This is a genomic window from Myxococcus sp. AB025B (genome assembly GCF_006518215.1).
GTDB lineage: Bacteria > Myxococcota > Myxococcia > Myxococcales > Myxococcaceae > Myxococcus > Myxococcus fulvus.
In genome coordinates, this window is sequence record NZ_SRLW01000002.1 from 20,700 (window position 1) to 39,954 (window position 19,255).

The following is a 19,255-nucleotide window of genomic DNA, read 5'->3' on the forward strand; positions in this document are numbered from 1 at the left end:
ACGTCCCGTCTGGTCACGTCCTGGCGGACCGCTTCGTGCGGACTCGAGTCCAGGAGGTCGCGGTCATCCTCGGCGCCGCGCTCTGCACTGCGTTGTTCGCGCAGGTCGCCATCTCGGTGCCAGGTTCACCGGTGCCCGTCACGGGACAGACGCTCGCCGTCGTTCTCACCGCTGCCGCGCTCGGGCCTCGACGCGGGCTGCTGGGCCAACTCGCCTATCTGCTGCTGGGCACGGTGGGCCTGCCCTTCTTCGCCAAGGCGGCGAGCGGATGGGGAGCGCTGCTCGGGCCAACGGGCGGCTATCTGGTGGGCTTCCTCCCCGCGGCCTTCCTCGTGGGACTCGCGGCCCGGCGTGGTTACGACCGGCGACTGTGGACGGCGGTGCCCCTGTTCCTCGCGGGACAGCTGCTCGTCCTGGTCATCGGGATGTGCTGGCTGAGCGTGGCGAAGTCGCTCGACCTCGCCACGGCCTTCCAGAAGGGCTTCGTGCCCTTCCTCCCCGGCGGGCTGCTCAAGGCGCTCATCGCCGGGCTGCTCACGCACCTCGCCTGGCGGTTCGCCCGCGCTCGCGAAGTCTGACGTCCATCACACCACGACGAAGTCCACGTTCTTGAAGCCCCGGGTGCGCGCGCAGACCTCGTAGCCCTCGTGCGCGCCTTCGTCGTTGGTGTTCGCCTCGATGGTCTGGAAGGTCTCCTCATCCACCTCGGTGACGATGCCCGAGTGGGACCAGTCCCCCGGCGTGCGCCTTCGCAGGAACAGACTCCCAGGTCGGATTCGCGCGCGGTCCGGAGGAGCGCTCAGGCTCGACACGAAGCGCTCGCGCGCCCTGCCCTGCGCCGCCAGCAGGTCACTGGAGAACGTGCGCTCCAGCGGCATCGGCGTCCCCAGCGTCCTCGCGGCCTGGTTCAGACAGAAGGTCGCGAACCCCGCGGACCAGCAGAAGGACGCACCCTCGTTCCCATCCAGGTACAGCCGCACCCACGGCCCCCGGTTGCGTCCGCCCACCTCGCGCGGCATCTGCCGCAGGTGCTGCGCCGCGTACGCCACCGTCAGCGCCCCCAACGTGCGCCCCGCCGGCGGAATCGTGGCGAGCGCCGCGCGCAGCGGCCCCGTCAGTCGCTCGAACGTCGCCGCATCCGCGACGCCCGAGACGGGCAGCCCCACCTTCGCCTGGAAGCGCTTGAGCGCGGCCTCCGTCGCCGGACCGAAGTCCCCATCGATGGCGACCGCGAACCCGCTCAACGTCAGCCATTCCTGGATGCGCCGCACGCCGGAGGACTCCTCACCCCGACGCAACACCTTGCCCAGCTCGACTTCGCTCATGGGACACCCGCGCGCCAGTTCGTGGCCGCGGGGCACATCCTGTCACCCCGCGAAGCCATGACGCCACCGAGCCTCCCGCAACGTCAGCGAGCAGGCGTTTCGGCGGGCAGCTCGTGGTCTTCCAGCGAACGTTCCCGCGCGTCCGGAGTCTCTTCCACCTCACCGGCCTCACCCGCGCCGCCCATGCCTTCCTTGAAGCCCTGCGAGGCCTCCTCGGCGGCCGTCTTCATGTCCTTCGCCGCCTCGCGAGTGCCCTCGCGCACGTCCTTCGCGGCCTTGCCCACCTCACGCCCCACCTGCCGCGAGTTCTCGCGCACCTCCCCGTCCTCGCATCCCGCGAAGGCCACCAGGGACGTCCCCAAGCCCAGCAGCGTGAGCCACTTCCATCGTGTCCGTGCCATCTCGCCTCCCGTGCTCGTCGCGTTCGTTTCTTCCGCCGACCAAGCTAGGCACCCCCACCCCTGACAGCGGGCACTCAGCCGAGCCCCCTCCCCCTCGTCCCAGGGGCAATCCGTCGCCATGACGCAGTGCGCCCGCGAGCAAGCACATACATCCCCGACACGGCTTCTTCCTGGAACTCGACAGAACAGCGGACCTAGGCTCCCGCCATGGACCTCATCGTCGAGAACGGACTCGTGTTCGATGGTCTGGGCAACCCACCCCGCAAGCTCCACGTGGGCATCCAGGCAGGCAAGGTGGCGCGCCTCTCCGAGGGCCCCATCGAGCGCGCTCCAGGTACCCGGGTCATCGACGCCACCGGGCACTGGGTGACGCCCGGCTTCATCGACTTCCACACCCACTACGACGCCGAAGTCGAGCTGGCCCCGTCCCTCTCCGAATCCGTCCGCCACGGCGTCACCACCGTCGTCGTGGGCAGCTGCTCGCTGAGCCTCGCGGTGGGCAAGCCCGAGGACCTGGCGGACATGTTCTGCCGCGTCGAGGCCATCCCCTACGACACCGTCCGCTCGCTGCTCGAGGAGCGCAAGTCCTGGGACACGCTGGGCGGCTACATGGAGCACCTGGACCAGCTCCCGCTGGGTCCCCACGTCGCGTCGTTCCTGGGACACTCCGCGCTGCGCGCCCACGCCATGGGACTGCACCGCAGCCTGGATGCCACCGTGCGCCCCAGCGAGGACGAGCTGCGCCGCATGGAGTCGCTCGTGCGCGACGGCCTGGACCTGGGCTACCTGGGCCTGTCCATCATGACGCTCAAGTGGGACAAGATGGGCGGCTCGCGAGACATCCGCAGCCGCCCCCTGCCCTCCACCTACGCGCGCTGGAGCGAGTACCGTCGGCTCACGAAGCTCTTGCGCGAGCGCGGCCGCGTCTTCCAGGGCGTGCCCAACATCAGCACCAAGGTGAACGTGGTGCTGTTCCTGCTGGAGAGCATGGGCCTGTGGCGCAAGACGCTGAAGACCACGGTCATCTCCATGATGGACCCGCGCGCCAGCCGAGGCATCCACCGCCTCATCGGCGTGCTCTCGCGCGCGGCCAACACGCTGCTGGGCGCCAACTTCCGCTGGCAGGCCCTGCCCGAGCTCTTCGACCTGTGGGCGGACGGCATCGACCTGGTCGTCTTCGAGGAGTTCGGCGCGGGCGCCGCGGCGCTGCACCTGCAGGACGCCGCCTCGCGCGCGGGCCTGCTCAAGGACCCCGTCTACCGCGCTCAGTTCAGGAGCCAGTGGACCAACCGCTTCCTGCCGCGCGCCTTCCACCGTGACTTCAATCAATCGCAGATCCTCGAGTGCCCGGACAAAAGCGTGGTGGGCAAGTCCTTCGCGCAGGTGGCGAAGGAGCAGGACCGCGACGCGGTGGACGTGTTCCTGGACCTCATCGCCACGCACGGGGACGCGCTGCGCTGGTACACGGTGATGGCGAATGATCGGCTCCAGGAGCTGGAGTACATCTGCAAGCACCCGGACATCCTCATCGGCTTCTCGGACGCGGGCGCGCACCTGCGCAACATGGCGCACTACAACTTCCCGCTGCGCCTCTTGCGCCTGGTGCGCGAGGCCGACAAGCGCGGCGAGTCATTCATGACGGTGGAGCGCGCGGTGCACCGGCTCACGGGTGAGATTGGCGAGTGGCTGGGCATGGACGCGGGCGTGCTCGCCGAGGGCAAGCGCGCGGACCTGGTCATCGTCAATCCCGAGGGCCTGGACGCGAAGCTCGACGCCATCGCAGAGGCGCCCATGGAGAACTTCGGCGGCTTCGTGCGCCTGGTGCGCCGCAACGACGCCGCGGTGAAGAGCGTGCTCATCTCCGGACGCGAGGCGGTGAGTGACGGCGCGGTGTCTCCAGCGCTCGGCCGCGAGCGGGGCTTCGGCGGCGTGCTGCGCGCCAACGCCTGACGGCGGAAAATGCCGCGGGAATATCCGCGCGAAGGTCCGTTCCAGCGAGCGACACCGGGAATGAACACCCGGCGAAGCACTCGACTGGAAAGGCCCTGAATCATGACGCGTGGAACGAACCTGCTGTGGACCCTGCCGCTCACCCTGCTCGCCGTGGCCTGCGGCGAGGGCATGGAGGTGGCGCAGACGCCGGAGAACACCCCGGTGGCGGAGGAGCTGGGCGAGGCGAAGCAGGGCCTCGTCGTCACCGGGCGCTGGGGCTGGGGCACGCCGGGCAACAGCGGCCCCGACCTGGACCTGGGCCCCTCCAACACCCAGACGTGCTTCCTCACGGGCGTGCGCGGCAACCTCAAGGGCCAGTCCGCCTATCCCTACAACCCCATCTCCAGCGTCGGCGTCTACGAGGAGGGCGGCCGCTGGAAGCTCAAGACGCGCGACGGCATCGGCACGGGAGTGGTGGGCGAGGCGACCTGTATCGCCAACACCGCCAACCGCGTGTCCATGAGCTGGTCGGAGTGCACGTCCTTCAGCTGTGCCTTCCCCTACGTGCCGGTGAACACGAATCGCCGCTGCTTCATCACCAGCATCTGGTCTCGCGCCGGCATGACGTTCCACTACCAGGGTGACTCCAAGCCGGGTCTGCTCGTCAGCAAGCAGACCATCTTCCCGCCCAATGGCGGCGCGTCCTACGACGCGTGGGTGCTCAAGGGCTGGTCGTCCGACGACGCGAGCGAGCCGGCCAACATGGGCGGCACCGCGCACTGCGTGGACTTCCCCGGCGGCGGCGTGGCCGATGGCTCGTGGGAGGGCAACGCCACCGTGCAGATGTGCAACGGCGCCTCCACCGTGGGCCTGCTGCGCGGCGTCTTCGGTGACTTCACCGGTGGCTACGAGGACGGCGTGACGCTCACCAAGAACGACGCCACCGGCTGGACGGACCTCAAGGTCACCAACGGCAAGACGGGCTACGTCAGCTGCGTCTGGTGAGCGGCGACCAACGCCACCACCTCCTCCGCGCAACCCCACGAAAGCGTGACACCCGCGCCTCCGTGTCCGTAGTCATGCACCACCCAGCGCCCCGCGATGACCTCCGCCTCCAGCCTCACGGTGGGTCGTCCGGGGCGCAGCCCCACCTTGTGCTCCACCACGTCGAACACCGCGCCCGGCGGCAACAGCGGCGCGTTGCGAGCCAGGATGCCGCGCGCCGCGGCCGAGTCCGGAGTGAGTGAGCCGTTCCCCTCCTCCACCGTGCCGCCGAGGATGCAGTCGCCCGAGCGCGGAATCACGTAGGCGATGCCGTCCTCGTGCTCGTCGTCGAAGAGGAAGCGGTCCGTGGGCGGCGGTGACACCCGCAGCACCTCGCCACGCACCGGATAGAGCGTCGAGTCCCCCACCACCTCGCGCGCCCCCAACCCCGTGCAGTTGACCACCAGCGACGCGCGCGCCCAGGCCTCGTCGAGCGAGCGCACCTCGCGCTGGACAATCCTTCCGCCCAGCGCGCGCAGCCGTGACATCAGGAACGGCAGGTAGCGCGGCATCTCGATGACCGGCGCGGTGAAGTGATAACCCTCCAACAATCCAGGTGGGAGTTCCTCGGGCCTCGCGCGGCGGAAGTCGGGCACGCTGTCGCGCCACCACGGGTCCTCCACGTGGCGACGGAACAGCTCGACGCCGGAGACTTGCAGGATGCCCGCCTCGGGGTGCTCGTGCGCAAGCGAGGCCAGCACGGTGTATGTCCTCCTGGCCCAGGCGTTGACGCGCTCCTGCGGCCAGGCGCGGTAGGGATACCAGACGGCCGCCGCGACATCCGACGTCGTGTGCGGTGACACCTCCCGCGCCCACACCTCGACGGTGTGCCCCGCCTCCAGCAAGCGGATGCCGCAGGTCAGACCTGACACACCACCACCCAGGACGACGATGAACATGGGACCGCAGCCTACCGCGTGCGGAACGTCAGGGTTGACCCGCAGCGTCATCCGCGAGGCGGTGTGCGATTCGCGCCTCAATTTTCCACGGTTTGTCGACATCCGCGTCTTTGGCTTAAGACACACGAACGCAGTGCTGGCTTCGCGCCCCGGGACGCGAAGTGACGGGGAGGGTCCAGCGGATGGCCGCCGAGCTGGATGCACCAGGGAAGTCCACTCGAGGGCGACGCGCCCCTCGCCTGCGTGCGTGGCACCTCATCCCGCTGCTCGTGTTCCCGGCCATCCTCATCGCCCGCTCGGGGCCGCTGGCCCACCGCCGCCAGGAATTGCTCTGGCTGACGGACGCGCGCACGCGGCCGCTGGAAGCGCGCCTCTCCGTCCCCGCCGCGGATGTGCACCGTCCCTACTCGCGTCCCCGCGAGGAGCGCGCCTCGGTCGCCGTGCCGCTGCGAGAGCTGGCGCGGCTGGAGGAGAAGGGAGACCGCGCCGGCATCGCCGCGTCCTATCTGGTGCATGGCGACCCGCAGCAGGGGCTCGCACACCTGCAGCACGCGCAGCCGTCCCTGAACCGGGACAATGACCAGGCTGTGGCGCTGCTCCTGCTCGGGCGGCATGACGACGCGCTGGAGCGACTCGACACGCTCCTGGAGGCGTCCGGGCGCCATCCCCAGGCCCTGTGGAACCGGGCGCTCGTCCTGCGGGAGATGGGGCTGCACCTGGTGTCGGCCTCGGTCTTCGACGAGGTGGCCGCGCTGGGCGAGGCGGGCTGGAGCAAGGAGGCCCGCGAGCAGGCGGCCGCGCTGCGGCGCTCCGTGACGCAGCGGATGGAGTCCTGGAAGCGCACCCACGCGGCCATGACGCGGCTGAGCACGGACGCACGCGCGCCCGTGCCGCTGGAGGAGGCTCGCCAGCACCCCGGCATCGCGCGCGGGCTGTTCTATGACGCCGTCCGCACCGCCCCTTCCTCCGCGCGGGTGACGGCGCTGCTGCCCCTGGCCGAGCTGCTCGACGGCATCCACGGCGGCACGGCGCTGGCCGAGTACACGCGCGCCACCGCCGCGCGGGACTTCACCCGTCGCGCGCCGCTGGCCGCTGAGTACGCCAGGCTCCTCGAGACGCGTGCCGCCGCCTCCGCGGACCTCCTCACGCGGCTGCGCGCCTCGGGGGAGGCAGATCTGCTGCTCGGCGCGAAGCTGCGCTCCCCCGACGCGCCGAGCCCTCCCGACGAATGGGAGTCGCTGGCCCGGAAGTGGAATGACCCCTGGGTGGAGCTGCTCGTCCAGGACGCGCTCGCGATGCAGGAGGGACTGGCTGGCGAGGCGTGGCAGGCGGACCAGCGGCTCAAGGCCGCGCTGACCTTGTGCCGGGAGAAGCGGCTGCGCCCGCGCTGCGCGGACCTGTTGCGCAAGGTGAGCCACCGGGCCACGTCCGCCAATCGCCTGCTGGAGGCCGACGAGACGGCGCGCGCGAGCTGGCGCGAGGCGCAGTCCATGGGTGAGTGGGAGCTGGAGTCCGCCGCGCTGCGTGCGCTCTCGCAGGCCGCGCGCTTCCAGTTCCGCGTGGCCGCCGCTCGCGCCTACCTCGCCGAGTACCTGGCCCGGGCGCCCGACACCTGTGACGTGAAGAACTACGTCCACCGCAACGTGGCGGCCCTGGAGTTGATGCGGCTGCGGCCCCAGGAGGCGCGCCGAGCCCTGGTGCGCGCGCAGGAGTGTGGACCCACCGTCGGGCTCGTCGGCGCGTGGACGCTCACGGACCTGATGCGGCTGGACCGCAAGCCCCAGGACGAACAGCAGATTCGCGCGGAGCTGGCCCGGGCCCTCGCGGCCCGCGAGACGCCCGGGCGAAGGATGCTGGCCCGGCTCGTGGAAGCGCGCTTCGAGCTGCTCCTGAACCGGAGCGTCGGCAACCAGAAGCTCTCCGCCGTCATCCGCGACGCGGAGCCGTACCTCTCCACCGATGCGGACGCGCGCGACGCGGCGGCGGTGGCCTATCAGACGATGGCCGTCACCGCGGGCGAGGCCGGGGCCTTCAAGGAGGTGCCGGACGTGGTGGCCAGGCAGCTCGGCGTGACACGGCCCCAGCAGTGCGCGCTCATCGCCGCGATGGAGGCCGAGCGCACGGTGGCGGTGGCGCTGGGGCCCCGGGGTCAGGTGCTGGGACACCTGGATGCCTCGCGCAAGGAGCCGCTGGGCGAGGACCTTTCGGGGCTGGTGCCGGAGTCGCTCCTGGCCCTGCTGAGACCCTGTCCCCAGGTGGACGTGCTCGCCGCGCCGCCGCTCGACAGCCGCGCCGGGTTGCTGCCGCCCGAGATGGCGTGGAGCTACCGCGTGGCGACGCGGACCGCCACCGCGCCCGACAGGAAGCCCGCGGCTCCGCTGCACGTGGTGGTGGCCAACGTGGAGACCCCCGCGGGGCTGGGACTCGCACGCCTGTCCTCGTGGGAGTCGACGCCCGCCCCCGTCGGTCAGTCGATGGAGCTGTCGGGCGCGCAGGCCACGCCTTCGCGCGTGCTGGAGGCCATGGCGCGCGCCACCGACATCGAGTTCCACGCGCACGGCGTGGTGGACCGCAGCCTGTCCGAGGCACCAGTCATCGCGCTGGCCCCCGAGTACGACGGCCGCTACGCGCTCACCTCGGAGGCGCTGCGGCAGGTGAAGCTGGAGGGCTCGCCGGTGGTGCTGCTGGGCGCGTGCAGCGCGGCGCGACTGCCACCCTTGCTGCATCAGACGTCGTCGCTGCCCCAGGCCTTCGTGGGCGCCGGAGCGCGCGCGGTGTTCGCGGCGACGGTGGACATCCCGGACTCCGCGGGGCGCTTCTTCCAGGGCGTGCGCGAGCGCATCCACGGCGGCGCCACGCCCGCGGTGGCCCTGCGCGCGGAGCGGCTGCGCTGGCTGCGCGAGGTCAAGGGCGCGCCCTGGGTGAGCCAGGTCTTGCTGTACGAGTAGCGCCACCCACGGCCTTCGGGGAGGCCGCGGGTGCTGGTGAAGCAGAGCCGTGCCCGGGGGCACGCGCGAGGGGGAGGTGGACATGCACCACGCGGAACCGCTGGCCATCTACAGCCTGCACTTCGACCGAGGTGACGCGGACAGCGGCACGATTCCACTCTGGAATCCCGTCACGGACACCCGCTTGGGCGAGCTGCCGGAGTGGATTCGCGACCATCGCGCCGAGCCCGTCGCGTACGTGCGAGGCGCGCGCCCCTCCGTCCGGGTGTCCCTGCTCGCCAACCACTTCGTCCCCTCCTCCTTCGAGCTGAGCGCCTTCGGCCCCGCCCTCTCCACGCCGGGCAGTCCGGGCACGCGCATCCGCTGGCTCGGTCCCCATCCGGTGAGCCTGGAGCGCACGGCGGGCTGGAGCACGCTCGCGGAGCCGGTGCCCTTCAACCGGCCGCTGCCCAACCACATCGGGACCCACGCGCTGGAGCTCCAATGGGTGGCGGAGTGGACGGACGCGGACGGCAGCCCGCGCACCCTCTTCCTCGGGGACAGCCAGCACGAGCTCTTCACCACGGGCGCGCCGATGCGCCACGGAGAGACGGGGGCGCCCGTCTCGGGGGCCTACGCGCCGCTGGTGCGCTGGTCCTCGCGCTGGTGCGCGGGGCTGGAGTCACGCAAGGACATCTGCGACGCCGTGCTCCGGGGGCTCCCGGAGACGGGGCTGTGCTACGGCGTGCCGGCGTGGACGGTGCGGCACATGCTGGCGGTCGGTGGCGGCATGTGCGGCGGCTGGTATCAGCTGTTCCAGCAGCTGGCCAACATCCAGGGCGTCAGGCTGGAGGGGCGCACGCTGCACCTGATGCCTCGCGAGGACGCGCGCACGGACGAGGTGCGCTGGGAGGCGATGGTGGCGGTGGCGCCGGGCATCAACCAACCCGAGCCCAGCCGGCTGACGCGGTTGCACGGCCGCTTCCAGGACTGCGCGCACTACCCCTTCGCGCCGGACGAGCCGGTGGAGCTGCTGGGCCGCGTGGAGTCCCGCTATGCCTTCATGGCGGGCTGGGATGACGGCCACTGCCTGAACTTCCTGGAGGACTCCGGCCGGCTCTACCTCTACGACGCCTGCTTCCGCAGCGAGCCGGTGGAGCTGGACATGCCGCTGCCTCCCGCGGACGGCAGGCCCGTCCGACTGGGGAAGGACTCCTCGCTGCGTCGTCGCTACCTGCACCCCACCCTGCCGTTCCTCATGGGAACGCTGCGAGCCCAGGGGAGACTCTGGGAGGTGGACCTGGAGCGCAACGCGTTCGGCATCACCGTCGGGACGGAGCAGGTCCCAGAGATAGACATCATGTGGACATGCTAGGAGTTGTCATGCCGACGATACGCGAGCAGCTCAGGCGGATGGTGACGGAGCGCGACGTCCCGCCGCGAGGCTTCGCCTGGGCAGAGCTGATGGAGGCCTTGGAGGAGCTGGAGGACGCCGCGAAGCCCCTCGCGGCGGCGCCCCTGGAGGGCGAGGACGTGAGCGCGCTGGTGGAGCTGCTGAACCAGAAGGGCCGACTGCCCATGCGGGGACAGACACCGGCGACGCACTCGATGCCACCGGAGGAGCTGCTCCAGCTCAAGGCGCTGAAGATCCTCGAGCAGGCGGGACGCATCGACCGTGCCCAGGACGTGCTGGAGCGGCTCGACCGCGAGCCCGGCTCCCCCGCCCTGAAGGCGATGGCGCGACGGCTGCTCAACCGGGGCGGCGGAGAGGAGCCGGCGTAGGCTCACGGGACTCCGGCCGGGGAGTCCACGACACGTCGGGCCCGGGCACGGCGAAGGACTCGTGGACCGTGGCGGCACCGCCCTCCGGGGAGTGATGGGTGAACCACCAGCCCACGGGAAGGAGCAGCAGCTCACCGGGCAGGAGCTCCACCTCCAGACGCGGCACCCCTTCCGGCACCGACCCGGCGCCCGACACGCGGTGCAACGCGTACGCGGGGACCAACTCCAGACATGCGCGACCCTGGACCTGACCCAGCAAGGTGCTGCGGCGCACGGGCGTCAACGCGCGCACGGCGCCCGGCGCGTCCCGCACCTCGACCGAGGGTGACTCCGGGGCAACCAGTCCCACGGATGAGCGCGTCACCACGGGGAGGTTCTGGAAGTAGTAGCGCTCGAAGAAGTCCTCGGGCGACAGGTGCTCGTGTCGGTCGATGCGCGCATGTCCCTTCGACTGCCGATGGAGGTCGCCATAGAGGTCGAGCAGTCCCTCCAGCTTGCGCTGCATGGCCACGGCCCGCGCGGCGCCCTGGAAGCACGGGTCCTCCGCCTCCGCGTGCACCGCGGCGCGCGCGAGCTCCGGGTCGACTCCGGCGCGCGCGAGCACGGCCACCAGGTCCTCGACCTCGGAGCCTCGCAGCAGGTTCTCCACCACCCAGCGCCGCCACTCCGGCGCGAGCACGTCCGGCTTGCCTGCCTCCGTCATCGGGGAGCCCTCTCCGGCCTGGGGCCAATCCAGTAGTCGCGCCACTCCACGTTGCGCTGGGGTCTGTCGAAGCTGACGAACGTCACCGACATGCTCACGTCCAGCGCCTCCACCGCGTGCCACCAGCCCACCGGAATCAGCAGCGTGTCTCCCGGCCCCACCACACACGCATGCAGTGTGGCGCGCGCGAAGCCGGGGTAGCGCGTCAGGTCCGGAGCGCGGATGTCCACCGCGCTGTAGAGCCCCCGGTCGTTGTAGAGCCGGGGCGTCTCACAGGGCGGCAAGAGCCAGAAGCGCTTGCGCCCCAGCACCTGGCAGAACAGGACATTGAGGTGGTCGTGGTGGAGGTTGGACACCGTGCCCGCGGGACCGAACCACAGGTGCACGCTGTCCGGCGCGCTCAGGTCCGGATGGATGTAGCCCGCGGGAGGCCGCAGGTCCTGGAGCAACGGCCGGAACGCGGGGCGCAGGAGCAGGCTGTTGCGCGCCACCAGGTACACGTCGTCGGAGCCTCGCGTCCCGCGCACGTGCGTCACCAGCTCTCGCAGGAGCCACGTGCGGCGCAGGCGCTCGGCGTGGAAGTCCGGGTCCGCCTCCGCGTCCCGGCCCGCCATCACCTCGACCGGCTCGTCACCGAAGCGCTCCTCCAACCACTCCGGCGTCCACCGCGTCCGTGCGGGCCAGTCGTCCAGGAGCCCCTCGATGACGACGGGCTGGTTGCGCGCGTAGTAGCGCTCGAAGAAGTCCTCGGCCGGAAGCCCGTGGCACCGCTCCACCGCCGCGGGCGTGGGCCCCGGGTGGCGCTGGGCGTGCAGCGCGGCGCGCGCCGTCAACAAGGCCTCCAGCTCGTCGCGCAGGGGCGCGGAGCGCTGCCCGTGACGCACCGCGGGGTGCTCGGCGATGGTGCGCACGGCCTCGTGGGCTCGGGGCTCGGACAGCCCCAGCGTGAGCAGCACCTCGACGAGCCGGGCGGGCCCCACCCCCGCGGTCAAGTTTTCCGCGAGCCAGGAACGCAGGGACGCCGGCAGGGTCTCGCTGTCGTCACGAGTCATGTTTCGCGCGGTGCGATATACCACCCACGAAGGCAACCACGTTGCACTGGGGATGGCATGACGACGTCCAAGGAACCTGCTCCAAGAATCGTTCCGAATCCTCCGCCCAACCCGGCCACGCGGCAGGCGCCGCGCATCGTCCCCAACCCGGGAGGGCATTCCGTTCCCTCCGTGGAGAGGACGACGCCCACCGAGCCGCCGACCACGCCGCCGCTGAAGAAGTGACGACGCCCGCGGGCCTCATCCGAGCCTCCACCACGTGTTGCCTCCCGGGACGTCGAACTCCTGGAAGGTGACGGACACGCTGACGTCGAGCGCGTGCACCCAGTGCCACCAGCCCGCGGGAATCAGGAGCATGTCACCGGGCTCCACCACGACCTCGAGCACGTCGGCCTCGCGATACAGGGGGAAGCGCGTGAGGTCGGGGTGCTCGGCGTCGACCTGGCTCCACACCTCCAGGTGGCTGTAGACGTGGTGGGTGTGGAACGAGGGGATGAGGCGGAAGCGCTTGCGTCCATGCACCTGTCCGAACAGGACGGTGCCCAGGTCGTGATGCAGCTGCGTCAGCGTGCCGGCGGGGCCCACCCAGAGCTTCACCGCGCCCGGCCGGTCGGAGGCGCGCAGGAGGCCTGACGGGTAGCGCACGTCGTCGAGCAGGCCGCGCAGCTCCTCGCGCTCCAGCGCGAAGTTGCGCGCCGTGAGGTAGAGGTCGTTCGACGGTCCGCCCTCCTCCAGGCGACGGAGGAACTCCTCGAAGCGCATCACCGCGCGGCACGCGTCCGGGTCCAGGTCGTGGTCCACGCGCGCCTCCCGGCCAGCCATGACCTCCACGTCCACGTGGCCGTAGCGCCGGGCCAGGGACGATGGGCGCCAGTGCTCCATCAAGGGCCAGTCGCGCATGAAGCCCTGGAGGTGCACGGGCTCGTGGGCCAGGTAGTGGCGCTCCATCAGCGCCGGGATGGAGAGGTCCGCGTGACGCGCCAGGTGGCGGTGTCGACCGGATTGACGATGGAGCGCGACGCGGGTGTCGAGGAGCGAGAGGACGTCTTCGTGTCGGGTGAGATGGCCACGTCCCATCGACACGGCGGGATGCCGCTGGACGGCCTCGACGTGAGCGTGCGCCTCGGACAGCGGCACTCCCGCGGACACCAGCGTGTCCACCAGTCGCGTCGGGGCCACGCCTCGCACGACGTTCTCGGCGAGCCACGCTCGCCACTCCGGATCCAGGCTGGATGAAGCGACGTCCACCATGCCCCCATCGCTGTCGCGTGCGCGGGCCACTCTACCGAATCCGCGTCTGCGTGCGTGGCGCGTGGCGCCCCGTCGCTCGCACCGTCCTGGAGCAGCCGGGAGGCACGGTGGGACAGCACGACGCGCGCACTCCCTAGATTGAGGGCCGAGAGGACACGCGATGACACCAGCCCACTGCCGGTTCCGTTTCGTCCGCACGCTCGCTGGCCTGGGTGGCCTGACAGCGTGGCTGCTCACCCTCGCGCCCACGAGCGGGCTGGCACAGGACGACGATGATGACGAGGAGGCGGTGGCGCCCCAGGTCGCCTGCTACACGGCCGCGAGCCAGGGCGGGCTGACGGACGACTACGCGGCCACCCAGCTGTGTCGCGGCGCGCGCTCCTCCGCGCCCGCGAAGTGCTTCCTGCGCGTGCAGGAACAGGGCTCGCTGACGCAGGCCCAGGCGCTCCAGCTCTGCCAGTTCGCCACCGATGAGGACGACCCGGCCGCGTGCTATCTCCAGGCGCGAGGCAAGAGCTTCGGCGACGACGCGCGCCTGCTCCAGCTCTGCCAGCCGCCGGTGACGGAGTTCCTGCGCTACTGCCCCGTGCCCGTGCAGTAGGCCGCCGCGCCGCGGTCCGTGTCCTGTGTCGCACCTGACAGGTCGGGTGGACCCGCCGACAATTCCGGCGGGCCCTGGGCTCCGTGACACTCGCGTCCATCCCCTGGCGCGAGGCGCCCTTCCCGGAGCTGGCTCATGTTCCTTTCCATTCGACAGGTCGCGAGGCTCGCGCTCGTTGTGGGGCTGGGGGTGTTGGCGCCTCGCGCCGCGCTGGCCGACGAAGGGCCACTGGTGACGTGCGTGGGGGTGGAGCAGTCGACCTATTCGCCAGGCCTGTTGTTGTTGACGCCGCGCGACGTCCTCTTCGAGGGGCGCATCGACTACACGAGCTGCCCCGTGTCGGATGGCGTCGTCACCTCGGCCGTCTACGTGGAGAGCGTCGTGCTGAAGAACGCCACCTGCACGGCCGCGCCGAGCCTGAGCACCGCCACGGTGGCCTGGTCCAACCAGGAGGTGTCGACCCTGTCCATTCTGGGGGTCGAGGCCAACGTGGTGGGCAACCTCCAGGTGTACACGTCCGTCGGCACCGTCACCTCGGGGCGGTATTCGGGCAAGCTCGTCAACCTCGTCGTCGCCATCCCCATCCTCGACCAGCTCGCGGCCTGTTTGTCTCCCCAGGGGCTGACGACGCTCAATGGCCTGTCCACGCTGACGGTCCTCGGCCTGTAGAGGCGGCTGGCCGTGTCGCGCGTCACCAGCAGCCCCGATACGGGCTAGGGTGGCGTCATGACGGTGCAGCCGCCCTCCGAGGATGAGCTTCCCACGGCCCGTGAGCTGGAGCAGGACGAGGCCAGCGCCACGCCCACGTCGCGCCTGCTGCTTCCCCCTGGCAACGAGCCGCTCGCCATGCTCGCGCGCCGAGGCTTCCAGGCCACCGTCGCGCCGCTCGACCTGCCCTTCCCCGCCGACCTGGACCCGAGCCGCGCGGAGCGGCTGGTGGAGCGCCTGGGCCACTACGCGTTCCGACTCTTCCTGCGCGGCGCCATCCTCCGTCGCGGCAGCTTCACGCCCCAGGAGGCCACGCGCTACCTCGAGGAGGACCGCGCCACCGCCTTCGCCGAGGACCTGGTGTCCATGGACCTCGCCACGCGCGAGGAGGCCGGCCGCTACCGCCTCACCCACCCCGCCATGAGCTTCGGCGGCACGCTGGAGTGGTACGTCGCGCACGAGCTGCGCGAGCGGCTGCGCTTCGACGTGGCCGCGGGCGTGAAGTTCCACGCGCCCGACGTCGGCGGAGACCTGGACGTCGTGGCGACCGCGGAGGGCCACCTCGTCTACCTGGAGATGAAGTCCTCGCCGCCCAAGCACCTGGCACCGGACGAGGTGGGCGCGTTCTTCCGCCGCGTCCGCGCCCTGCGCCCCCACGTCAGCGTCTTCGTCATGGACACCGCGCTGCGGCTCTCCGACAAGGTGCTGCCGCTGCTGCAAGCGGAGCTGAGCATCCAGCCTCCTCCCCCACCCCGGCGCATCGTCCGCGAGGTGTGGGCGCTCACGCCGCACCTGTACGTCGTCAACGCGCGACAGGACTTGATGGGGAACATCGGGCTGGCGCTGGCGGAGGGCTTCCGCGCGCTCGCGCCGCCCGCTCCGTGAGCCCGCCTGTCCGGGGCGAGCTCACGAAGCCGACTTCAGACGGACTCAGTGCCGGGGGGCACGGGCCTCTCGGCCCCGGGCACGCGCGGCCTTGGAGAGCGCATCCGCGCCCTGCTCGTCCCCGCGCATCCACTCCTTCATCGCCGGGACGACCTGCTTGCTCCACGTCTTGCCGACGCGGACCTTGAGGAAGTCGTTCACCAGCGCGTCCACCATCGCGGAGAGCTGCTCGGTGAGGAACAGCCGCTCGCTGAGCTGGTCATCCTCCTCCTCGCTCATCAGCGCGGGCAGCTTCGCGGCGCGGATGTCGAGGAACTCCGAGTCGATGGTGGCCTCGTACTCCTTCTCGCCATGGGTGAAGCGGATGCGCGCCTGGGCGACCAGCAGGCCCTTGTCCAGCGCGTGCTTCACCTGCTCCGAGTACGGCGCCAGCGTGCCCTTCGCGCTCAGCTCCGTGACGTCGCCCGCCACGCCGCGCAGGATGATGCGGCCCATGAAGAGCACGTTGACGCCCGTGCCCTCCAGCTCCACCAGCGCGTCACCCGACTCCGAGCGCCAGAGCATCCACGTCAAGAGCTCGCGGCCCAGGTACGCGCGGCCCCGCAGGAGCTGCTCTCGCGCCTGCCCCTTCTCCACCTCGGCGACGTCCTTCGTCTCCTCCGTGGAGGCGCCGTCGACGCCGATGTCTCCACGCGCGAAGGCGGCATCCGCCCGCGCCTGCTCACGCCTCGCCATGCACCACCTCCGCCCCGGCACCCGCCGGCAGGTCCATCCCGATGAGCTCCGCGGTCGGCCCCAGGGCCCCCTCGTCGATGCCCGACGCCTGCGCGATGGCCGCCGGCGTCAGCGCGACGAGCTTCAGCCCGAGCGCGTTCTCCAGCGCGATGAGGATCTCCTCCACCACCTTGCGCGACGCGGCCCAGATCTGCAGCTGCTGGGTGTTCTGGTTCCAGCTCACGTCCAGCACGTTGGTGCGCGGCGTGGTGCGCGTGCGCAGCATCTGCTTGATCTGCGCCTTGGCCTGCGTCTTCTCCGCGCGCGACGCGGGGCGGTCGTTCTCCGCCTCGAACTGGGTGGTCCACTTCGCCAGCTCCGCCTTCATCGCGGCGGCGGGGACCTTCAGCGAGTCGATGCGGAACGAGAACAGCGCGTACTCGCCATAGAAGACGCGCCCGACGGAGAAGTCGACGGCGTCCGCGTTCTCCAGCTCCACGAAGCCCGCGGCCCGGTCATCCTCGGAGCGGCGGTCGATGGGCTCGAACGCGTTTGCCTTGAGGCCCCGCGGGAGCGAACGCTTGATGTCGGAAGGCGCTTCCTTCGACGGTTCGACCCGGAAGCGCGAGAAGGTGACGGCACCACGTAGGACTGGCATGGGGCGCGGCAGGATGGGGGGCGCGGGCGACCTCGTCAAGGCACTCCTGGTGCTCTCCTCGGACGGACCCTCTCCGGGATTCTCATGCTTTCTAGAATTTTCTGATGAAGCCCGCGTCTGCGGGCTGTCACCCCTGTCCGGGCGTGACAGCCCCAACGCGTGGACGGCGCCTGGCGGTCCACGCCACTCCACAGGACACACATGCCACAGCAATCCCGCCCCGCCCCAAGGTGGATGGCCTTGGGCTGTCTATTGTCTCTCGCCGCCACGAGCGCACACGCGGACCCCGCCTCGCTCGCGCTGCTGCCACCGCGAGTCGAGAGCACCACCCAGTCCGCCGAGCAGGTCCCGTCACGAGGCACGTCGGTGCTCGGCGTGACGGCGAGCGACCCACAGGGCTCGCCGCTCACCTTCACGTGGACCTCCACGGAGGGAGCGCTGGCGCCGCCCGTCCACGGCGCCACCACGAGCGAGGTCACCTGGACCGCGCCGGACTGCCTTCCTCCCAGCAGCGCGCCGGTGAAGGTGGCCATCACCAACGGCCACGGACTCACGTCCGAGGTGGCCTTCACCTTCAACGTCGGCGGTGACCTGTACCTCGACTACCAGAAGCCCTTCGCCGCCTCGCAGTTCAGTCACCTGAACGGCGTCACCCTCTCCGAGAACGACTCACTGCGGCTCGCGCTGTCGCACAGGCCGATGAGCGCGGAGCGCATCGTCTTCGAGGAGCCGGTGTTCCTGTCGCTCCAGATGGTGCGCAAGAGCGCCGTCGCCAGCCACACGCTCGGGTGGATGTACCACGACGAGCTCGTGGCGCGCGGCTACGTCGGCGCCAATGACGAGCTGCTCGACACCAACGGCAATGGCATCGCCGACCTGCACGAGGACCTCTACAACGTCGCGCCGCACAGCGGTCCCCAGGCGCGGCCCTACATCGGCGTGAACCCCCGGTGCCCGCGGACGTTCGTCTCGGGGGGCTTCACGTACAGCGAGCCGGACCTCGCGATGAGGTCCACCTGCCTTTCGACCTACCGGCGTCAGCCGCTGGCGGATCCCCGTCCGGGACAGGGGAATACCGCGTACACCACGGACATCGTGGGTCAGTGGGCCGTCGACGCCCACCCGAACGGCTACTCGGACCGAGGGCGCTTCGCGCGCATCCCCAACCTGCTCGAGCCCGCGCTGCCGGACAACGACTTCAAGGGGCTGGGCCGGCTCGCCGTCCTCCTCACGGACGACGACGAGGACGCGACCACGTTCAATCAGATGGGGCCCGTCCAGGACGCGCGCCTGGCCTTGCCGGATGGCATCCCCGACTATGACGTCTCCGCGTACACGGCCCAGGGCCTGCCGAACCCCCAGAACCCCGACCCCGGCATCACGCCGCGCGACCGGAAGATGACCCTGGGCACCATCGACAGTCACCGGGAGATCGTCTTCTTCCTCGTCACCTACTACGAGAGCAAGCACGCGCCCGCGGACACGGGCATCACGTTCCCCTGCTTGAAGAAGTCGCCGGATGGCAGGTGCGCCCTGTTCCTCCAGTCCCCCGTCTCCGTGTTCTTCTCCAAGGCCGCCTGGAACCTGGACATGGACACGCGAGGCACCAGCCCCGCGGCCGAGTTCAACCAGGGCTGCACCTATCGCGACACCTGCGACCGCGTGCACCCCACGACGCCCACCGCATGCGCCCTGCCGGGCAACGGGCGGCCGATGTGTGGCTGGCTGGATGACCTGGGCATGCACACGCTGCGCAGGCCCGAGTACGGCGCCATGATGCTCCCCTCGGAGCGGCTGGTCGTCCCCGCCGCGTCGAACGGCGCCATGCCGCACCTGGCCCTGGCCTCGACACCCGCGTACCCGCGGCGCTGGTTGATGGGCTGGGAGGACCTCAATGGCGGCGGCGACCGGGACTTCGCCAACGTCGTGTTCCAGTTGCAGGCCGAGCCCTCGGGGCTCGCGCGCGCCGCCTCGCTCGGGGCCCTGCCCCAGGACCTGGACCCGCGCTGCTTCGTCTCGCGCGTGAGGGTGGGGAAGTCGGACGCGTTCGGCCCCTACTGCGCCTCCACGAGCGAGGTCTACGCCTCCTACGCCATCTCCCCCGACTGCAGGGTGTGCTCGGCGGGAACCTGCGTGCCCAACCCGACGCCCACCTGGCTGCATGCGCCCCTGGCCGCGGGCGTGTCGGAGACGGTGATGGATGTCTCGACCTTCCAGGGCCAGAGCCTGTGCTGGCAGGCGTCGCTCGGCACGCGTGACTTCATGTGCCAGCCGGAGGTCCTCAACGTCGACATCGGCTACGAGCTGACGCGCACGCCGTGACGGGAGCGTGAAGCAGGGGCCGGGAGTCGTGACGCCTCGCGGGTCCGACTC

General features: G+C 70.9%; 19 protein-coding genes. 11 read left to right on the forward strand and 8 right to left on the reverse strand.

What is annotated here, in order from left to right; all coding sequences use genetic code 11:
• Positions 1 to 35 precede the first annotated feature (35 nt).
• On the forward strand, positions 36 to 578 hold the full coding sequence (locus tag FL311_RS00650; RefSeq protein WP_228556597.1) for a biotin transporter BioY: 543 nt from the start codon (positions 36 to 38) through the stop codon (positions 576 to 578).
• 6 nt (positions 579 to 584) lie between these two features.
• Here FL311_RS00650 and FL311_RS00655 read toward each other — a convergent pair whose 3' ends face one another.
• Complete coding sequence (locus FL311_RS00655) at positions 585 to 1,325, reverse strand: peptidoglycan-binding protein (RefSeq protein ID WP_141322851.1); 741 nt, start codon at positions 1,323 to 1,325, stop codon at positions 585 to 587.
• An 83-nt stretch (positions 1,326 to 1,408) separates the two neighbouring features.
• A complete protein-coding gene (locus FL311_RS00660) occupies positions 1,409 to 1,726 on the reverse strand; it encodes a hypothetical protein (RefSeq protein ID WP_223751062.1) in 318 nt (105 codons plus the stop codon).
• A 207-nt stretch (positions 1,727 to 1,933) separates the two neighbouring features.
• Here FL311_RS00660 and FL311_RS00665 point away from each other — a divergent pair, with 207 nt between their 5' ends.
• Positions 1,934 to 3,676: an amidohydrolase family protein gene (locus tag FL311_RS00665; protein ID WP_141322852.1), complete on the forward strand. Its 1,743-nt coding sequence runs from the start codon at positions 1,934 to 1,936 to the stop codon at positions 3,674 to 3,676.
• 102 nt (positions 3,677 to 3,778) lie between these two features.
• Positions 3,779 to 4,663, forward strand: coding sequence for a hypothetical protein (locus FL311_RS00670; RefSeq protein WP_141322853.1), 885 nt, complete (start codon positions 3,779 to 3,781; stop codon positions 4,661 to 4,663).
• Here FL311_RS00670 and FL311_RS00675 read toward each other — a convergent pair.
• The gene (locus FL311_RS00675) at positions 4,642 to 5,601 is read right to left on the reverse strand and encodes an FAD-dependent oxidoreductase (RefSeq protein WP_141322854.1); all 960 of its coding nucleotides are present in this window, start codon (positions 5,599 to 5,601) and stop codon (positions 4,642 to 4,644) included. The two genes, FL311_RS00670 and FL311_RS00675, sit on opposite strands and share 22 nt — an antisense overlap.
• A 182-nt stretch (positions 5,602 to 5,783) precedes the next feature.
• On the opposite strand from FL311_RS00675, the gene FL311_RS00680 reads away from it, so the two are divergent.
• The 3 genes from FL311_RS00680 to FL311_RS00690 all read left to right on the forward strand — a co-directional run bounded on the left by FL311_RS00680 (position 5,784) and on the right by FL311_RS00690 (position 10,310).
• Positions 5,784 to 8,549: a hypothetical protein gene (locus FL311_RS00680; RefSeq protein WP_141322855.1), complete on the forward strand. Its 2,766-nt coding sequence runs from the start codon at positions 5,784 to 5,786 to the stop codon at positions 8,547 to 8,549.
• An 82-nt stretch (positions 8,550 to 8,631) separates the two neighbouring features.
• Positions 8,632 to 9,903, forward strand: coding sequence for a hypothetical protein (locus tag FL311_RS00685; RefSeq protein WP_141322856.1), 1,272 nt, complete (start codon positions 8,632 to 8,634; stop codon positions 9,901 to 9,903).
• A gap of 8 nt (positions 9,904 to 9,911) precedes the next feature.
• Positions 9,912 to 10,310 (forward strand): hypothetical protein, encoded by a 399-nt coding sequence (locus tag FL311_RS00690; RefSeq protein WP_141322857.1) that lies wholly within the window; start codon positions 9,912 to 9,914, stop codon positions 10,308 to 10,310.
• On the opposite strand, the gene FL311_RS00695 is transcribed toward FL311_RS00690, so the two are convergent.
• Complete coding sequence (locus FL311_RS00695; protein WP_141322858.1) at positions 10,279 to 11,013, reverse strand: hypothetical protein; 735 nt, start codon at positions 11,011 to 11,013, stop codon at positions 10,279 to 10,281. The genes FL311_RS00690 and FL311_RS00695 overlap by 32 nt on opposite strands.
• Positions 11,010 to 12,005: a cupin-like domain-containing protein gene (locus FL311_RS00700; protein WP_228556598.1), complete on the reverse strand. Its 996-nt coding sequence runs from the start codon at positions 12,003 to 12,005 to the stop codon at positions 11,010 to 11,012. The genes FL311_RS00695 and FL311_RS00700 overlap by 4 nt, the downstream gene beginning before the upstream one ends.
• Positions 12,006 to 12,122: 117 nt before the next feature.
• Here FL311_RS00700 and FL311_RS00705 point away from each other — a divergent pair, with 117 nt between their 5' ends.
• Positions 12,123 to 12,290 carry a hypothetical protein gene (locus FL311_RS00705; RefSeq protein WP_153882662.1) on the forward strand — a complete coding sequence of 56 codons (168 nt, stop codon included), beginning with the start codon at positions 12,123 to 12,125 and terminating at the stop codon, positions 12,288 to 12,290.
• 15 nt (positions 12,291 to 12,305) lie between these two features.
• On the opposite strand, the gene FL311_RS00710 is transcribed toward FL311_RS00705, so the two are convergent.
• Positions 12,306 to 13,346, reverse strand: a complete 1,041-nt coding sequence (locus FL311_RS00710) for a cupin-like domain-containing protein (RefSeq protein WP_228556599.1) — start codon at positions 13,344 to 13,346, stop codon at positions 12,306 to 12,308.
• Positions 13,347 to 13,476: 130 nt separating this feature from the next.
• Between FL311_RS00710 and FL311_RS00715 the strand changes: the two genes are divergently transcribed.
• From FL311_RS00715 to FL311_RS00725, 3 genes are all read left to right on the forward strand, one after another.
• Complete coding sequence (locus tag FL311_RS00715; RefSeq protein ID WP_141322860.1) at positions 13,477 to 13,917, forward strand: hypothetical protein; 441 nt, start codon at positions 13,477 to 13,479, stop codon at positions 13,915 to 13,917.
• 135 nt (positions 13,918 to 14,052) lie between these two features.
• A complete protein-coding gene (locus FL311_RS00720) occupies positions 14,053 to 14,586 on the forward strand; it encodes a hypothetical protein (protein WP_141322861.1) in 534 nt (177 codons plus the stop codon).
• 57 nt (positions 14,587 to 14,643) lie between these two features.
• On the forward strand, positions 14,644 to 15,510 hold the full coding sequence (locus FL311_RS00725; protein WP_141322862.1) for a hypothetical protein: 867 nt from the start codon (positions 14,644 to 14,646) through the stop codon (positions 15,508 to 15,510).
• A gap of 45 nt (positions 15,511 to 15,555) precedes the next feature.
• On the opposite strand, the gene FL311_RS00730 is transcribed toward FL311_RS00725, so the two are convergent.
• Together FL311_RS00730 and rdgC are read right to left on the reverse strand one after the other, a co-directional pair.
• The gene (locus FL311_RS00730; RefSeq protein WP_141322863.1) at positions 15,556 to 16,245 is read right to left on the reverse strand and encodes a hypothetical protein; all 690 of its coding nucleotides are present in this window, start codon (positions 16,243 to 16,245) and stop codon (positions 15,556 to 15,558) included.
• Positions 16,232 to 16,882 (reverse strand): recombination-associated protein RdgC, encoded by a 651-nt coding sequence (rdgC, locus tag FL311_RS00735; protein ID WP_141322884.1) that lies wholly within the window; start codon positions 16,880 to 16,882, stop codon positions 16,232 to 16,234. The genes FL311_RS00730 and rdgC overlap by 14 nt, the downstream gene beginning before the upstream one ends.
• A gap of 240 nt (positions 16,883 to 17,122) precedes the next feature.
• Here rdgC and FL311_RS00740 point away from each other — a divergent pair, with 240 nt between their 5' ends.
• Positions 17,123 to 19,204 (forward strand): DUF4114 domain-containing protein, encoded by a 2,082-nt coding sequence (locus FL311_RS00740; RefSeq protein WP_141322864.1) that lies wholly within the window; start codon positions 17,123 to 17,125, stop codon positions 19,202 to 19,204.
• The last annotated feature ends 51 nt before the right edge of the window (positions 19,205 to 19,255 follow it).

What these genes read in the sequence shown, in the direction of transcription:
- FL311_RS00655 (WP_141322851.1), bottom strand. Translation starts at nt 1,325, where the DNA reads ATGAGCGAAGTCGAGCTGGGCAAGGTGTTGCGTCGGGGTGAGGAGTCC.
- FL311_RS00660 (WP_223751062.1), bottom strand. Translation starts at nt 1,726, where the DNA reads ATGGCACGGACACGATGGAAGTGGCTCACGCTGCTGGGCTTGGGGACG.
- FL311_RS00665 (WP_141322852.1), top strand. Translation starts at nt 1,934, where the DNA reads ATGGACCTCATCGTCGAGAACGGACTCGTGTTCGATGGTCTGGGCAAC.
- FL311_RS00670 (WP_141322853.1), top strand. Translation starts at nt 3,779, where the DNA reads ATGACGCGTGGAACGAACCTGCTGTGGACCCTGCCGCTCACCCTGCTC.
- FL311_RS00675 (WP_141322854.1), bottom strand. Translation starts at nt 5,601, where the DNA reads ATGTTCATCGTCGTCCTGGGTGGTGGTGTGTCAGGTCTGACCTGCGGC.
- FL311_RS00680 (WP_141322855.1), top strand. Translation starts at nt 5,784, where the DNA reads ATGGCCGCCGAGCTGGATGCACCAGGGAAGTCCACTCGAGGGCGACGC.
- FL311_RS00685 (WP_141322856.1), top strand. Translation starts at nt 8,632, where the DNA reads ATGCACCACGCGGAACCGCTGGCCATCTACAGCCTGCACTTCGACCGA.
- FL311_RS00690 (WP_141322857.1), top strand. Translation starts at nt 9,912, where the DNA reads ATGCCGACGATACGCGAGCAGCTCAGGCGGATGGTGACGGAGCGCGAC.
- FL311_RS00695 (WP_141322858.1), bottom strand. Translation starts at nt 11,013, where the DNA reads ATGACGGAGGCAGGCAAGCCGGACGTGCTCGCGCCGGAGTGGCGGCGC.
- FL311_RS00705 (WP_153882662.1), top strand. Translation starts at nt 12,123, where the DNA reads ATGACGACGTCCAAGGAACCTGCTCCAAGAATCGTTCCGAATCCTCCG.
- FL311_RS00715 (WP_141322860.1), top strand. Translation starts at nt 13,477, where the DNA reads ATGACACCAGCCCACTGCCGGTTCCGTTTCGTCCGCACGCTCGCTGGC.
- FL311_RS00720 (WP_141322861.1), top strand. Translation starts at nt 14,053, where the DNA reads ATGTTCCTTTCCATTCGACAGGTCGCGAGGCTCGCGCTCGTTGTGGGG.
- FL311_RS00725 (WP_141322862.1), top strand. Translation starts at nt 14,644, where the DNA reads ATGACGGTGCAGCCGCCCTCCGAGGATGAGCTTCCCACGGCCCGTGAG.
- FL311_RS00730 (WP_141322863.1), bottom strand. Translation starts at nt 16,245, where the DNA reads ATGGCGAGGCGTGAGCAGGCGCGGGCGGATGCCGCCTTCGCGCGTGGA.
- rdgC (WP_141322884.1), bottom strand. Translation starts at nt 16,882, where the DNA reads ATGCCAGTCCTACGTGGTGCCGTCACCTTCTCGCGCTTCCGGGTCGAA.